At 41.1% G+C, this 15795-nt stretch carries 9 protein-coding genes and 2 rRNA genes; 4 read left to right on the top strand and 7 right to left on the bottom strand.

Translation table 11 applies throughout. The features are described 5' to 3' along the window. Positions 1-46: 46 nt before the first annotated feature. On the bottom strand, positions 47-1015 hold the full coding sequence (locus H0S58_RS12545; RefSeq protein WP_053578993.1) for a hypothetical protein: 969 nt from the start codon (positions 1013-1015) through the stop codon (positions 47-49). Between the two features lie 177 nt (positions 1016-1192). After that, complete coding sequence (locus H0S58_RS12550) at positions 1193-3106, bottom strand: choice-of-anchor I family protein (RefSeq protein WP_195726673.1); 1914 nt, start codon at positions 3104-3106, stop codon at positions 1193-1195. A gap of 179 nt (positions 3107-3285) precedes the next feature. Between H0S58_RS12550 and mdtD the strand changes: the two genes are divergently transcribed. The 4 genes from mdtD (at position 3286) to H0S58_RS12570 (ending at position 7467) form a co-directional block, all read left to right on the top strand. Then, entirely contained in the window at positions 3286-4677 is a 1392-nt protein-coding gene (gene mdtD, locus H0S58_RS12555; protein WP_195726674.1) for a multidrug transporter subunit MdtD, read from the top strand. Between the two features lie 43 nt (positions 4678-4720). Next, positions 4721-5539, top strand: coding sequence for a GH25 family lysozyme (locus H0S58_RS12560; RefSeq protein WP_413784406.1), 819 nt, complete (start codon positions 4721-4723; stop codon positions 5537-5539). 134 nt (positions 5540-5673) lie between these two features. Beyond that, positions 5674-6732 (top strand): DNA polymerase IV, encoded by a 1059-nt coding sequence (gene dinB, locus H0S58_RS12565; protein WP_195726675.1) that lies wholly within the window; start codon positions 5674-5676, stop codon positions 6730-6732. A gap of 375 nt (positions 6733-7107) precedes the next feature. Next, positions 7108-7467, top strand: a complete 360-nt coding sequence (locus H0S58_RS12570; RefSeq protein ID WP_053578998.1) for a RidA family protein — start codon at positions 7108-7110, stop codon at positions 7465-7467. A gap of 46 nt (positions 7468-7513) precedes the next feature. Here H0S58_RS12570 and H0S58_RS12575 read toward each other — a convergent pair whose 3' ends face one another. The 5 genes from H0S58_RS12575 to H0S58_RS12595 form a co-directional block, all read right to left on the bottom strand. Continuing rightward, a complete protein-coding gene (locus tag H0S58_RS12575) occupies positions 7514-8059 on the bottom strand; it encodes a DUF2726 domain-containing protein (RefSeq protein WP_092720558.1) in 546 nt (181 codons plus the stop codon). A 346-nt stretch (positions 8060-8405) separates the two neighbouring features. Continuing rightward, positions 8406-10823 carry a YgiQ family radical SAM protein gene (locus H0S58_RS12580; RefSeq protein WP_092720559.1) on the bottom strand — a complete coding sequence of 806 codons (2418 nt, stop codon included), beginning with the start codon at positions 10821-10823 and terminating at the stop codon, positions 8406-8408. Between the two features lie 121 nt (positions 10824-10944). After that, positions 10945-12165: an MFS transporter gene (locus tag H0S58_RS12585; protein WP_195726676.1), complete on the bottom strand. Its 1221-nt coding sequence runs from the start codon at positions 12163-12165 to the stop codon at positions 10945-10947. A 177-nt stretch (positions 12166-12342) separates the two neighbouring features. Further along, positions 12343-12457: ribosomal RNA gene (gene rrf, locus H0S58_RS12590) — 5S ribosomal RNA — on the bottom strand. A gap of 190 nt (positions 12458-12647) precedes the next feature. Next, positions 12648-15541 (bottom strand): 23S ribosomal RNA (locus tag H0S58_RS12595). Between the last annotated feature and the right edge of the window lie 254 nt (positions 15542-15795).

The raw sequence follows: 15795 nt of genomic DNA on the forward strand, positions 1-15795 counted from the left end.
TAAAATTTGATTGGCTGAATACTGGCTTTTTCTTGCCGTGTTTTATCTATAAATTTGAAATAAAATGATAAAACCAAGGCAAAGTTGTCGCTAACACAATACTCATGATTAAACCAAACATCAGTTTCATGGCATCTTTACTGACATTTCGTGAGGTTCGATATTTATTCACTTCAGCCAAGTGCATCGACATCGCAAATTCACGACCCGCCAGTAAACCCAAGAATACCCAAGTGGTACTCATCGGAATATTGCTCCACTCTTTAAAAATCAATAAAATAATGGCATAAATAAAATCAATAATTGTGGCAGAACGAATATCAGCAACACCCGTTTTGGTGTCAATAATTTTTTGAATAGCGCCACCGCGTTGATAAAAAATCATGCCCAACAAAATGACAAAAACCAATATGGCAAACACCAAAAATGAAAATGGCACTTGACGTGGAACATAAACAAAAATGTTGGCCAAGTCTTGAATCAGCCACTGACTCCACAAAAAGGCGGTAGATACCCATTGCAGCCCCACCCAAATATGAGCGGGTTTATGGTCACGCGTTTTACTGAAATAAACTGAAATGCCTTTAATCACAAAGCGGTAAACAATGATTGCGACCACAAAAGCAACTGCATAGCCCATCATTGACTTGGTGAGCATTGCTCCCAAACTGCTGGGCGAGAAAATGGTCAGCACCAAAAATGTAGTACTGACAGGAATGCCATATTTGGTTAAAAGAATCAGTAAGACGGGTGGAACAATATATAACCAAGTGATACCCGTTGCAGGGAAAGGAATGGTTTCTAAACGTCCATATGAAGCATCACCAATACCTGAAGCCCACCAACCATAGAGTAAAACAAGAGTTAAAATACTACTGGTATACAGCCACAACATCCACCAAGGGCGGTGTGCATTTGATGAAATAAAAGTACCTAAAGTCTGTGGTACATCATTTCCGACAATTGAATACGCGGCCAAACAAAAGCCTACAATCATCAAAATTTCGATTGTCATAACAACAAAACCTATTTCACCAATGAAAAATCCAATTCAGTACAACTGAAAAGTGTGAAGGAGATTATGACATAACCGTGACAGGATATTCTGAAAGCCATAAAAAAAGCCCCCAGTCGATCAGATGAAATGTCTGAAATGCAGGAGGCTTTAAGATTACGGATTTAAATCATTATTTTATTTTAGCTTGACTTCAAAAATCGCAGTGCTGCCACTCACTTCATTACCAACAATTAATAAAGGCTTACCATTCGGCGCATCTTTTGCTGCCACAAAGACCAAACCTTCTGGCCCTAGATCACCCAAAGCTGAACCACGACCTGCTTTAAATTCTGTTTCAGGGTCTTTCACAAAGTCTTCACGCGTATTTAAATAATCTTGAAAAATAGGTTTTTTCGGATCAGTGATGTCATAAACCATCACCCCACCTGTACGTTCTAAACCAATAAAGGCAAAGACTTTTTTACCAATTTGACCAATCGCAATACCTTCAGGCTCTGGGCCTTTGGCATCTGAACGTGAGTCAAAGGCATCACCTTCATCATGTCCTGTGTTAAAGAAATCTTTGGCATTGATGTTGCGGTTTTTACCAAACTTGGCAAGATCACTGGCGAGATATTTTTCAAAGGCATCGCCCGAATCCCACACTAATACGCCGTTTTCATCCCAAATTGAGAATGAACGTGCACCATAAGAATAAAGATTCTTATACAGCAAGCGATTCCCCGCTGGGTCTTTATCACCATTTGCGTTGTACATAACGGGTGCACCAGTTATCGCATCAGTTTCATAACCCATCGTCCAAGAGATGTTTAAACGTCCTAAAACATCATCATTGCGGCAGTTCCCGACTTTGCCTTTTTCTGCACCACACCATGCAAAGTTCACTGGATCGAGCAATGCGCCAGCAGCTAAATCACGTAATTGCGGCGGTAAGTCATCGTTCGCACGGCGATCAAAACCATCTTTATGTACCAAGTGTTTGACGCGGAATTCCTCGACAAAACCTTTGCTACGATTGCCCGCCCAATAAGCATCGTCATCTTCACCCCATGCACGTGAGTCACCTTCATTGGCCGTCACAAGATAGGTTTTTCCAGCCACTTGATAGCTACCAATCGAATCCGGTAAATACATGCCATAGACGCTTGGTTGAGTTTTAATATCAATGCCTTTGGGATCATCACTAGCATCAATGCCGTTACCCGCTGTGCCATAATTTTTGTAGCCGAATGGCAGCAGGTCGAGCACTTTAGCCGTCGCAAGATCAATTTTTGCCAATGCGTTATTTTCCTGCAAGGTCACCCATGCGGTTTTATTATCGGCAGAAACGGTGATGTATTCAGGTTCCAAGTCTTTGGCCGCACTGGTCAAATTATTTGCAGCATAAGGCTTGGTATTGTCTTTTGGCCCATAAATACGAATGCCTTTGGCGCGTAATTCCGCTTCTTTGCCATTAAAGGCTTTGAAATCGGCTGTTTTTAATACGGGTTTATTCATATCGCCAAGATCAATGATGCTGACTGTCCCTTCTGGATCAATACTATAATCCTCATTTGGTTCACCTTCATTGGCCACCAAAATGGTTTTACCATCTGGGCTGAAGACGACATTGTCAGGCAACGCACCTATTTGAATTGGTGTAGTCAATGGTTTCGTTAAATCGTTGGCTTTATACAAAATCACCCAACCATTATCGGTTTTTTTCGCTGCTTGAACCGCAACCGCAACGATGCCATTTTTGACAGCGACACTGTTAATCTCAGAACCTGCAAATAAGGTGCGACTGGTAATTTCACCAATATGTACGGGATTTTCTGGTTTAGATAAATCCAGTACATCCACTGCACCTTTTTTGGCATTGACAATAAAACCACGTTTTGTTGCTGCATCATACGCAGGAATCTCAGCTGCCCCTTCAGCAAAAACACCCGTTTCATACCGTCCAATTGAACTCAGTTCAATACTGTTGGGTGTGGTTTCTTCAACAACAGGTGGTGTAGTGGCTGCTGTTTTATCACTGTCGTCATTGCACGCGACCATCCCCACAGAAAGTAATGCCATCATCAGCACAGAAATTTGAGTTTTCATTGTTATCCTATTGTCTTGGTTTTTAAATTTTGACCAATTTATAAAGAAAGCATGTCATCTCAATGACGATTTAATGTCAGTTTTATTGCATTTTATTGACCATCTAAAATTGAACTTTTTCTTACAACATTTATTCCAGATTGCTTTACACTATTTTAAAAATACTCTTTTGTACTTTTATGAATGTCAGTCCTTCACATCAAGCCGTACAACCTGAATATCGACTTTTAGTCTTTTTAGTTTCGATTGGCTTTTTTATGCAGGCGCTAGACACCACAATTGTCAATACAGCCTTGCCCATCATGGCCAAAAGCCTGAACGAAAATCCTTTGCATATGCATAGTGTGGTGGTGGCTTATGTTCTTTCTGTGGCCGCTTGTATTCCTTTAAGTGGCTGGTTCGCAGATCGCTTTGGTATCCGTAATACTTATTTTTCATCTATTGTGATTTTTACACTGGCCTCGTTGGGCTGTGCATTGTCTCAAAGTTTAGAGCAACTGCTATTTTTCCGTGTCATTCAAGGTATAGGCGGAGCTTTATTGCTTCCCGTCGGCCGATTGGCCATGCTGAAAGTAATTCCAAGAGTTCAGTTTTTATCTGCCATGAGCCTGATGAGTCTAGCAGGATTGATTGGTCCGCTCATCGGTCCAACTTTAGGCGGCTGGTTGGTGGAAGCTGCGACTTGGCACTGGATTTTTCTGATCAATCTTCCAATGGGTCTGTTGGGTATTTTTGTCACGTTTAAAGCCATGCCAAATATCAAGGAAGCACAAGTCAAAAAATTTGATTTCAGTGGATTTATACTTTTGGTGGTGGCGATGGTCGGTATCTCCTTAGGTATTGAAAAATTTTCCAGTGCGCAAAATTCTCTAGGCTTTAGTGTCGGTTTAATTTTAATAGGGCTGGTGGCAACGGGAATCTATACCTATCATGCACATACCCATCAAAATGCACTATTTCGCAGTACATTATTTGAAAATAAGATCTATGCGATTGGTATCATCGGCAATTTTTTTGCACGTTTGGGTGGAAATGCACTCCCCTTTTTATTACCCTTAATGCTGCAAGTCGCTTTCGGTTTTAGTCCACTGGTTACAGGATTAATGATGATCCCTACTGTTTTGGGATCCTTGGTTTCAAAACCGATCATTCGACCTTTGATCCAACGCTTTGGTTACAGACAAGTATTATTGGTCAATACCCTGTTGGTTGGAACATGCATTGCCAGCCTTGCGCTGACCACTGCGGACACACCACTCTGGCTAAGAGCCTTACATTTTTTTATTTTTGGTATTTTAAACTCACTACAATTTGTTTCCATGAATACGCTGACCTTAAAGGACTTAGCCCAATCGCAAGCCAGCAGTGGTAACAGTTTTTTATCCATGATTATGATGTTATCGATGAGTATCGGGGTGGCATTGGCGGGTACTTTGGTGAATCTTTTCACTGTATATTATGGAACAGCACAAATAACAGCAGCGTTCCACAGCACTCTCATTTGTTTGGGCTGTATTAATTTGATTACCGCTTGCATTTTTTGGCATATTCCTCGACACACCCCCATATAATGACGTCATACACGCCAGTTTATGTAAAATTATTGACTGTGCGATGACCTTTAGACTAAGCCAGCGTCAAAAAATTATGCCAAAACAACGAACAGCTAAAAACAGCTATAAAAAAATTTATGCTTCTTGCGCGGGTTTAGGCATCGCGTGTTTGGCTCTTTTCGTCTATACATTTTTTTTACATCACAATCCTGCATCGGCACAAGAATATCCCATTAAAGGTTTTGATGTTTCACATCATCAGGGTGAGATTGAATGGAGAAAAATATCACCCAAAACCTTCCAATTCATTTATTTAAAAGCCACAGAAGGTGGTGATTTTAAAGATCGAAAATTCCAAGATAACTGGATACAAGCACGTGAACAGGGTTTTCTAGTTGGTGCATATCATTTTTATCGTTTGTGCCGTGATGGCAGGATTCAAGCACAAAATTTTATTGAAACGGTCCCCAATAAAGCAGATGCCTTACCCCCCGTTATTGATCTGGAATATGATAGCAACTGTATCAATACATATACCAAAGAACAGCTACTTAAAGAAATTCAAGTGATGCACGACCAACTTTATCAACACTATGGCAAACAGCCGATTTTTTATATTTCTAAATCCTTTTATAATATTATTTTAGCAGGTCAATTTACAAAAACCCCGCTTTGGGTACGTGAATATCGAAGTAAACCCGATTTGAAAAATAATCCTGCATGGCTATTTTGGCAACATACCAATCAAGGCAAAATTAAAGGAATTTCTAAAGAAGTTGATCTAAATGTTTTTTATGGCAGTCAATATGAGTGGGCGCATTTTCTAGAACAAAATGGCATTGATCGTTCAAAATATTTTCAAAATCTGCCGTCAAAATAATATGCTTATTTTCCCCATTTAAAATACTTGAACATGCTCAAGATGCGTTTTAATTGCGAGCTTCTATTGTACAAATGATAGAGTGAAAATGAGATACTCAAGCTTGGAACAGCGCAAAGACTAAAACCGCTTGTATGAGAAAAATTATTCATATTGATATGGATGCTTTTTTTGCATCTGTAGAGCTCAAAGATCGCCCCGAGTTAAAAAACTTACCTGTGGTTATCTCGTCGCATCATGCACGAGCAGTCATTGCAGCGGCGTCTTATCCTGCCCGCAAGTTTGGTTTACGCTCTGCCATGTCGATGACCCAAGCCAAAATGCTCTGTCCACAATTGATTATTATTGAACCCAATTTTGAAAAATATCGACAAGTTTCTCAGCAGCTTCATCAAATTTTTCAAACTTATACGGCTTGCATTGAGCCGTTGTCGCTAGATGAGGCCTACTTAGATGTCACCGAAAATTTAAAAAATATTCCGAGTGCCACTGAAGTCGCGATTCAAATACGTGAAGATATTTTCAACGTTACAGGATTGACTGCCTCTGCTGGCGTTGCCCCGAATAAATTTCTTGCTAAAATTGCTTCAGACTGGCATAAACCCGATGGACTTTGTGTAATTAAACCGCATCAGGTTCAAAGCTTTATCCAAAATTTACCTTTAAAAAAAATTCCTGGTGTAGGGAAAGTAACACAAGAAAAACTTAAAGTACTCAATCTGCACAGTTTAGGAGATTTACAACGCATTGAAGAAACGGTTTTAATTCAACATTTTGGAAAATACGGCCATCAACTTTTCATGTATGCACAAGGCATTGATGATCGACCTGTACAGGTGAGCCGAGAACGGCAACAAATCTCTAAAGAAACCACCTTTGATACTGATTTAAGTTTAGATGAATGTCGTGAATATTGGCCTCAATTAATTCACCAAGTCTGGAATAGTTTGAATAAAAAAAAACTCTGTGCGCGTGGCGTTTCTGCCAAATTAAAACTTAAAAATTTTCAAACCTTACAACACAGTAAGAGCTTCAAACAACCACTTCAAACGCAACAGGATTTAGAGCATGTTCTTCAACAATTACTGCTTGAAATGCAAATTCCAAAACATTTTCAATTACGTTTGATTGGGATTGGGGTCTATCATCTTTCCGAACAAAATGATCAGCCACAACTTTCTTTATGGCCATAATTTATTTTTTTTAAGTAAAATAACAAAATGTGAGCAATTTTTTACCCATCCACCCTTTTTTTACGGTACTCTATCGGCGCGATGCATTTATCCATGTCATCGCTGATGATGCTAAAAATCACCTTCACTTTTAGCATCCTTGTCCTGTGATTAACGTGACGATCAAATCCGAACATTACAGGGCAACGTTGTCGTCCAGCATGGAAATTTTCTGCTTCTGCATCTCTATACCCTTAGTTACTTTAAAAAATAATCAACAGCTAAAAACCCTCATTTATCCTTGCTCATGTTGCTTAGATCTTATATTTTTCTTTTCCTACATTCCAATTGAATGAATATTACTGCAAAATGCGCAAAATATAGGATTGAATCTTTATGACTATTCAACGTCTACATGTCGAAAAACGTTATTGCGAAGTGGCTATCTCAGGAAATCTGGTGCATTTAGCCGGTCAATTGGCCAATGATACCTCACTCGATATTAAAGCCCAAACACAAGAAACTTTGGCCAATATTGATCGTTTATTATTAGAAGCAGGTACAGATAAAAGCCATATTTTATCGATTTTAATTTTTTTAAAAGATATTGAGCAAGACTATGCGGCAATGAATCAAGTATGGGATGCTTGGGTTGCAGATGGTCATCCGCCCGCACGTACGTGTGTTGAAGCCAAACTCTATACACCAGAAGTTCTTATTGAAATGACGGTAACTGCTGTTCGTTCAACAATTTGAAATAAATGATAAAAAAAGCATGAACCTTAATTCATGCTTTTTTATATTAACTAAAAAGACGTACTTTTTTACGCTTTAAGTCTGGATAAAAACTATATTTTTTACGATCGTCCTCTAAATGTGCATCTAATATATGATGAGGAAATTTCTCAAGCAGAAAATCTTGTTTCAACTGATAAAACTCAGGCACGCTTGAATAGCGAATCACTTGATATCCTGCCATTTCTAAAAGGGCATCTTGATATTGAGCATCTTGTGGACGCTTTAATGCCATCGGATCATCTAACGCAATAATGGTTTTTATTTGATGGGCATCATCAAGAATCACAAAGTCTGCCGCCATATTGCGATATTTATGACGAGTACGTGTATATTTTGTGGTCAACAAAGCATCAAAAGATACATGTGCAAGAATAGTGCTCTCAGGCAATATTTCTTTTAAACGCATAAAAGTGATTTGTTGATTAATATTAAAAACAGCTCTTTGTTTTAATACGCTGTCCTTTTTCTGAGTACGGCTGTTTAAACTTTTCCAAGCCATGTACAGTACATAACAAAGCACTAAAATTCCAATGAGAATATAAATGATCATTTTCTTAATCCTTTAAATTTTTTATAATCTTTTCGGTATCACACCGATTTTTTCTATTATCGATCATGAGTATATACCGAGTCTTTTTATTAAATATTTCAAGTAAACAAACTGCATTTAATTATGACGAAAACATCATAAAAACTGACAAAAAATTGCACTTATTCTAATATTCATCCCTAATGTGCAAATCAAATCCTTTCATTGACACTATAAATACTTTAGCTCAAGCCTGTGTATGCTTGCAATAGAACTTTAGGCTATTGTCCTACAATTCCGATAAAATGCACTATTCATTTTTTTGTCATAAAAAAGAACGCTGATGCGTTCTTTTTTAATCAGAATATTAAGCTTTTATCTTAGATTTAGCTTTGCCTTTCGGTTTCGCTTTTCCGAATGGTTTTTGCTGATCACTTGTTTCACGCGGAGGCAATCCAGTATGCTGAGTCAAAATTTGTCCTCGTTCAGGACGTTTTTTGGTATTGGATGGACGCGATTGATTCGTTGTCTGATTACTTCCAGTCGCATGATCCGTACTGCGTTTTTGTGAATCACCAGCAACCGTCGAGTTCTTCTTACGTGCCGATTGATACTGCCCTTCAGTTCCCACAGGTTGATAAGTCGGAATCAAATGCTGTTTCGAGTTACCAATTAAATCTGCACGACCCATTTCCTTCAATGCTTCACGGAGTAATGGCCAGTTATTTGAATCATGGTAACGCAAGAATGCTTTGTGAATACGACGACGTTTATCACCTTTCACAATATCGACATTTTCGGTATAACGTGCCACTTTTGCCAGTGGGTTTTTACCAGTGTGATACATGGTGGTTGCCGTGGCCATAGGTGATGGATAGAAGGTCTGTACTTGATCCGCACGGAAACCATTCTTCTTCAACCAAATCGCCAGATTCATCATGTCATATTCGGTTGTACCCGGATGTGCTGCGATAAAGTAAGGGATAAGATATTGTTCTTTACCTGCTTCTTTACTAAAACGATCAAACATCTGTTTAAAACGGTCATAAGCACCAATACCCGGTTTCATCATCTTGGATAATGGCCCTTTTTCGGTATGTTCAGGCGCAATTTTTAAATAACCACCGACGTGATGCTGTACCAGTTCTTTGACATATTCAGGGTTTAATACCGCAAGGTCATAACGCAAACCTGAACCAATTAAGATTTTTTTAATGCCTTTGAGTTCACGTGCTTTACGATATAACTGAGTTAACGGTGCATGATCAGTATGTAAGTTCTGACATACCCCTGGATATACACAAGACGGTTTACGACAATTCTTCTCAATTTCTGGATCTTTACACTGCAAACGATACATGTTTGCCGTTGGCCCACCCAAGTCTGAAATAATGCCCGTAAAGCCCGGTGCTGTATCACGGATTTTTTCAACTTCACGCAAAATTGATTCTTCAGAACGGTTCTGAATAATGCGTCCTTCATGTTCTGTAATAGAACAGAAAGTACAGCCGCCAAAACAACCACGCATAATGTTCACAGAGAACTTAATCATATCAAATGCAGGAAAACGTGCTTCACCATAAGATGGATGCGGCAGACGCGCATACGGCAAATCGAACACATAATCCATTTCTTCCGTCGTCAACGGAATAGGTGGCGCGTTTAACCAAACATCACGTTCGCCATGCTTTTGTACCATGGCCCGCGCATTGCCTGGATTAGTTTCCAAATGCAAAATACGGTTGGCATGCGCATATAATACTGGATCTGCTGACACTTCTTCAAAGGCAGGTAAACGAATTACGGCCAACTCACGCGGCGGTAATTTATGTTTAATCGCTTTCGAAGCAGGCTGTAACTGAACAATTTGGGTGTCTTGATCTAAGTTGTCGCCTTCACGCAAAATCGGATTAGCGACAAATTCTTTTTGGAAATTTTGATATTTAGTCAGTGAATTGCCTTTATCTTGTTCAATTTCACACCCATCTAAATCCTCTGTCATCACGTAAGGATTAATGATCGGATCAACACGGCCTATGCTATCAACATCATTCGAGGCGATTTCAACAAATTGAGCTTTCGATGCACGATTATGTTTATTCACAATAAAAGCAGTTCCACGAACATCGGTAATTTCGTGAATCTTTTGACCTTTCGCAAGACGATGCATGACTTCCACAATCGAACGTTCGCCATTACCGTACATGAGTAAATCGGCTTTTGAATCCATTAAAACTGAGCGACGGACTTTGTCTGACCAATAATCATAATGTGCAATACGACGCAATGACGCTTCAATTCCACCGAGTAAAACTGGCACATCAGGAAAGGCTTCACGGCAACGCTGACAATATACGGTAGCTGCACGGTCTGGGCGTTTATTCGGTTGATTATCAGGTGAATATGCATCATCCGAACGAATTTTACGATCTGCCGTATAACGGTTAATCATCGAATCCATATTACCTGCGGTTACACCCCATGCAATCGTTGGTTTTCCCAGTACTCGAAAAGCCTCTGGATTGGTCCAATCTGGCTGCGCAATAATACCAACGCGGAAACCTTGTGCTTCTAATGTACGACCAATAATGCCAGAACAAAATGAAGGATGATCAATATAAGCATCCCCACAGACCAAGATAAAGTCACATGCATCCCAACCCAGCACATCCATTTCTTCGCGTGACATTGGCAAAAATGGAGCGGGTTCAAAACACGATGCCCAATATTTGTCATAATCAAACAATGCAGTGGGCGCTGTCTGAGCGGTATAAGCGGTAGACATGATTTATTATCTCGATTGGCAGATGGCGATCGGGAGAGATCAAAGATGAAAGCCGATCATTTTAGCATGAATTTGATTCAGGTTCTTGATTAAAAAATAAACACAAACAGACGCTTAAATTTTAATTTTTATCTATTGAGATCATGGCTTGACGAGATAAGTTCACAGCGAAAAATAAACCCAAAAACAGAATGACACTAATGAATGCCGTCAAACCATTCCAACCAAAATATTCCCAAACCAAACCACTACTACTGCCTAAGAAACTTGAACCCATATAATAGCTAAATAAATATAAAGACGAACCCACTGCGCGATATTGCAATGCTTGTACAGCGACCCAACTACTGCAAGTCGAATGTGCTGCAAAAAATGCAAAAGTAAAAATGCCTAAACCCAATAAAACTAAACCGATAGATGTTGTTCGCATCAACCATAAACCGGTTAGCATACAGATTAACATTACAGGCAAAACTCGATGTCGACCAAATTTTTCACCCCATTTTGCTGCACGAGGTGAACTATAAATTCCTGCTAAATATGCAACAGAAATTAATCCAATCCATATTTGTGATAATTGGAAAGGCTTTTGTAAGAGGTGATAACTCATATAATTAAATATCGTTACAAAGCAACCCATTAAAATAAAACCTTGGGCAAACAATAAACGAAGCTTAGAGTCACTGAAATTTTTGATAAACGACTTTTTAAAGCGTGAAAATGCAATCGGATAAGCTTTAAAATGTTTAGATTGAGGTAAAATAAGATAAAAAATTACTGCGCTGATGAAATTTAATATACCAATCAATAAAATAACTGTTTGCCATGCCATAAAATCGATCAATACACCTGCAATCAAACGGCCACCCATTCCACCAATTGCAGTTCCTGAAATATATAGCCCCATCGCGAGACCTATATCCTGTTGGGCAATTTCCTCACCAATATAAGTCATTGCAACCGCAGCTACTCCGCTAACTGCAAATCCTATCAATACACGTGTGCCAATAAAAATTTCCCAAATTGGAAATAATGAACTCAGGATCAGTAAAAGAGCCGTTAAAAGTAAGGCCCAAACCATAATCACCTTACGACCAAAACGATCTGAAATGAGTCCACTAAACAGTAGTCCTACTGCTAAAGCAATTGTGGAAGCAGATAAAGGAAAACTACTATGCGTAGGGGAAACAGCAAAAAACTGTGAAAAAATGGGCATCATGGGCTGCACACAATACAACGATGAAAAAGAAGAAAAGCCCGCTAAAAATAATGACAGTAAAATGGCAAAAAAAGGACGTGTACCATACTGAATATGAGTGGAAATATCAGGGGAATCAGACATAAAAGCTCCATATGCCTATTTAGTATAACCCTGTTTCAACCTAAATTAAGGAAAGAACAAATTGAAGTTACGGCTTACTCTAATTTTTGAAATCATTAAGAATCAACTTTTTACTTTTTAAATTATGTATAGAAAAACCCCCCTCAGTCTTAAGACTGAGGGGGGGTTAGAATAATGAGCTGGCGATGACTTACTCTCACATGGGTAACCCCACACTACCATCAGCGCGAAGAGGTTTCACTTCTGAGTTCGGGAAGGGATCAGGTGGTTCACTCTTGCTATTGTCGCCAGCACAACTGTTTATGGACTTGTTCGGGTCTTATTTACGGGATTTATTTCGTAAGCCTTACTTTGTACCAAAAGAGTTATTAACAGACATTAAATTTGAGTTGAGATTTTAGTTTGTAGCGTTAACTAAATCAAGGGTATATTGCTTGGTTTTGAATCACTTAGATGATGCAATACAACTGTTTGGGTGTTGTATAGTCAAGCCTCACGAGCAATTAGTATTGGTCAGCTTCACATATCACTATGCTTCCACATCCAACCTATCAACGTCGTAGTCTTCAACGGCTCTTTAGGTGACATAAAGTCACAGGGAAATCTAATCTTGAGGTAGGCTTCCCGCTTAGATGCTTTCAGCGGTTATCCCTTCCGAACATAGCTACCCGGCGATGCAACTGGCGTTACAACCGGTACACCAGAGGTTCGTCCACTCTGGTCCTCTCGTACTAGGAGCAGATCCTCTCAAATTTCCAACGCCCACGGTAGATAGGGACCGAACTGTCTCACGACGTTCTAAACCCAGCTCGCGTACCTCTTTAAATGGCGAACAGCCATACCCTTGGGACCTGCTTCAGCCCCAGGATGAGATGAGCCGACATCGAGGTGCCAAACACCGCCGTCGATATGAACTCTTGGGCGGTATCAGCCTGTTATCCCCAGAGTACCTTTTATCCGTTGAGCGATGGCCCTTCCATACAGAACCACCGGATCACTAAGACCTACTTTCGTACCTGCTCGACTTGTGGGTCTCGCAGTTAAGCGCGCTTTTGCCTTTATACTCTACGCGTGATTTCCGACCACGCTGAGCGCACCTTCGTACTCCTCCGTTACTCTTTAGGAGGAGACCGCCCCAGTCAAACTACCCACCAGACATGGTCCTCGCTCCAGATTATGGAGCAGAGTTAGAACCTCAATATTACCAGGGTGGTATTTCAAGATTGGCTCCACCGAAACTAGCGTCTCGGTTTCAAAGCCTCCCACCTATCCTACACAAGTAAGATCAAAGTTCAATGTCAAGCTGCAGTAAAGGTTCACGGGGTCTTTCCGTCTAGCCGCGGGTACACCGCATCTTCACGGCGAATTCGATTTCACTGAGTCTCTGCTGGAGACAGCGCCCCCATCATTATGCCATTCGTGCAGGTCGGAACTTACCCGACAAGGAATTTCGCTACCTTAGGACCGTTATAGTTACGGCCGCCGTTTACTGGGGCTTCGATCAAGAGCTTCGCTTACGCTAACCCCATCAATTAACCTTCCAGCACCGGGCAGGCATCACACCCTATACGTCCACTTTCGTGTTTGCAGAGTGCTATGTTTTTAATAAACAGTTGCAGGGGCCTGGTTTCTGTGGCTGTCAACCGCTCAGGGAGTAAATCCCATCACCGTCGACAGCGTACCTTCTCCCGAAGTTACGGTACCATTTTGCCTAGTTCCTTCAGCAGAGTTCTCTCAAGCGCTTTGGTCTACTCGACCTGACCACCTGTGTCGGTTTCGGGTACGATTCCTGTGTAACTGAAGCTTAGAGACTTTTCCTGGAAGCATGGTATCAGCCACTTCACTGTACAAGTACAGCTTGCTATCAGTTCTCAGCATAGAGCACCCCGGATTTGCCTAAGATGCATGCCTACAACCTTTCACCTGGACAACCAACGCCAGGCTGACTTAACCTTCTCCGTCCTCTCATCGCATTACACAGAAGTATTGGAATATTAACCAATTTCCCATCGACTACGCCTCTCGGCCTCGCCTTAGGGGTCGACTCACCCAGCCCCGATTAACGTTGGACTGGAACCCTTGGTCTTTCAGCGTGCGAGTTTTTCACTCGCATTGTCGTTACTCACGTCAGCATTCGCACTTCTGATACCTCCAGCAGACTTCTCAATCCACCTTCATCGGCTTACAGAACGCTCCCCTACCACTTGCAATAAATTGCAAATCCGCAGCTTCGGCATATAGTTTTAGCCCCGTTACATCTTCCGCGCAGGCCGACTCGACTAGTGAGCTATTACGCTTTCTTTAAAGGGTGGCTGCTTCTAAGCCAACCTCCTAGCTGTCTATGCCTTCCCACATCGTTTCCCACTTAACTATAATTTTGGGGCCTTAGCTGGCGGTCTGGATTGTTTTCCTCTTGACTACGGACGTTAGCACCCGCAGTCTGTCTCCCGGATAGTACTCATTGGTATTCGGAGTTTGCATCGGTTTGGTAAGTCGGGATGACCCCCTAGCCGAAACAGTGCTCTACCCCCAATGGTATTCGTCCGAGGCGCTACCTAAATAGCTTTCGGGGAGAACCAGCTATCACCGAGTTTGATTAGCCTTTCACCCCTATCCACAAGTCATCCCCCGGCTTTTCAACGACGGTGGGTTCGGTCCTCCAGTTAGTGTTACCCAACCTTCAACCTGCTCATGGATAGATCACCCGGTTTCGGGTCTACACCCAGCAACTAAACGCCCTATTAAGACTCGATTTCTCTACGGCTCCCCTATGCGGTTAACCTTGCTACTGAATGTAAGTCGCTGACCCATTATACAAAAGGTACGCAGTCACCGAACAAGTCGGCTCCCACTGCTTGTATGCATGCGGTTTCAGGATCTATTTCACTCCCCTCACAGGGGTTCTTTTCGCCTTTCCCTCACGGTACTGGTTCACTATCGGTCAGTCAGGAGTATTTAGCCTTGGAGGATGGTCCCCCCATATTCAGACAAGGTTTCACGTGCCCCGCCCTACTCGTCATCATTATCTAAGCCCTTTCGTGTACAGGACTATCACCCACTACGGTTGCACTTCCCAGAGCATTCCACTAAAACTTAGATAACTTAATGGGCTGATCCCCGTTCGCTCGCCGCTACTAAGGGAATCTCAATTGATTTCTTTTCCTAAGGGTACTGAGATGTTTCACTTCCCCTCGTTCGCCTTGCATGACTATGTATTCATCATGCAATACCTACCTTATGGTAAGTGGGTTTCCCCATTCAGAAATCTCCGGATCACAGGATATTTGCCGCCTCCCCGGAGCTTATCGCAGGCTATTACGTCTTTCATCGCCTCTGACTGCCAAGGCATCCACCACATGCACTTAATTACTTGACTATACAACCCCAAACAGTCGTTAACACCCTACAAGTGATGTAACAACAGAGTCAGCCTTACGACCTTCTCATACAGTTTGTGGTCTGTAGATTTAACTACAGTACAGCTTCAATCTAAATTCATCTACCAAAACGCTTGATTCAGTTAATTTCGCTAGTTCTCAGTTCTTCTTCGTCATTGAAATGAAATACTTGCGTATTACAGTCAATGCTGAATTAGTTCTGAGTTCAAACAATTATTTCAACTCAAATTCT

Origin of the sequence: Acinetobacter sp. TTH0-4 (assembly GCF_015602665.1) — a bacterium.
GTDB classification, from domain to species: domain Bacteria; phylum Pseudomonadota; class Gammaproteobacteria; order Pseudomonadales; family Moraxellaceae; genus Acinetobacter; species Acinetobacter albensis.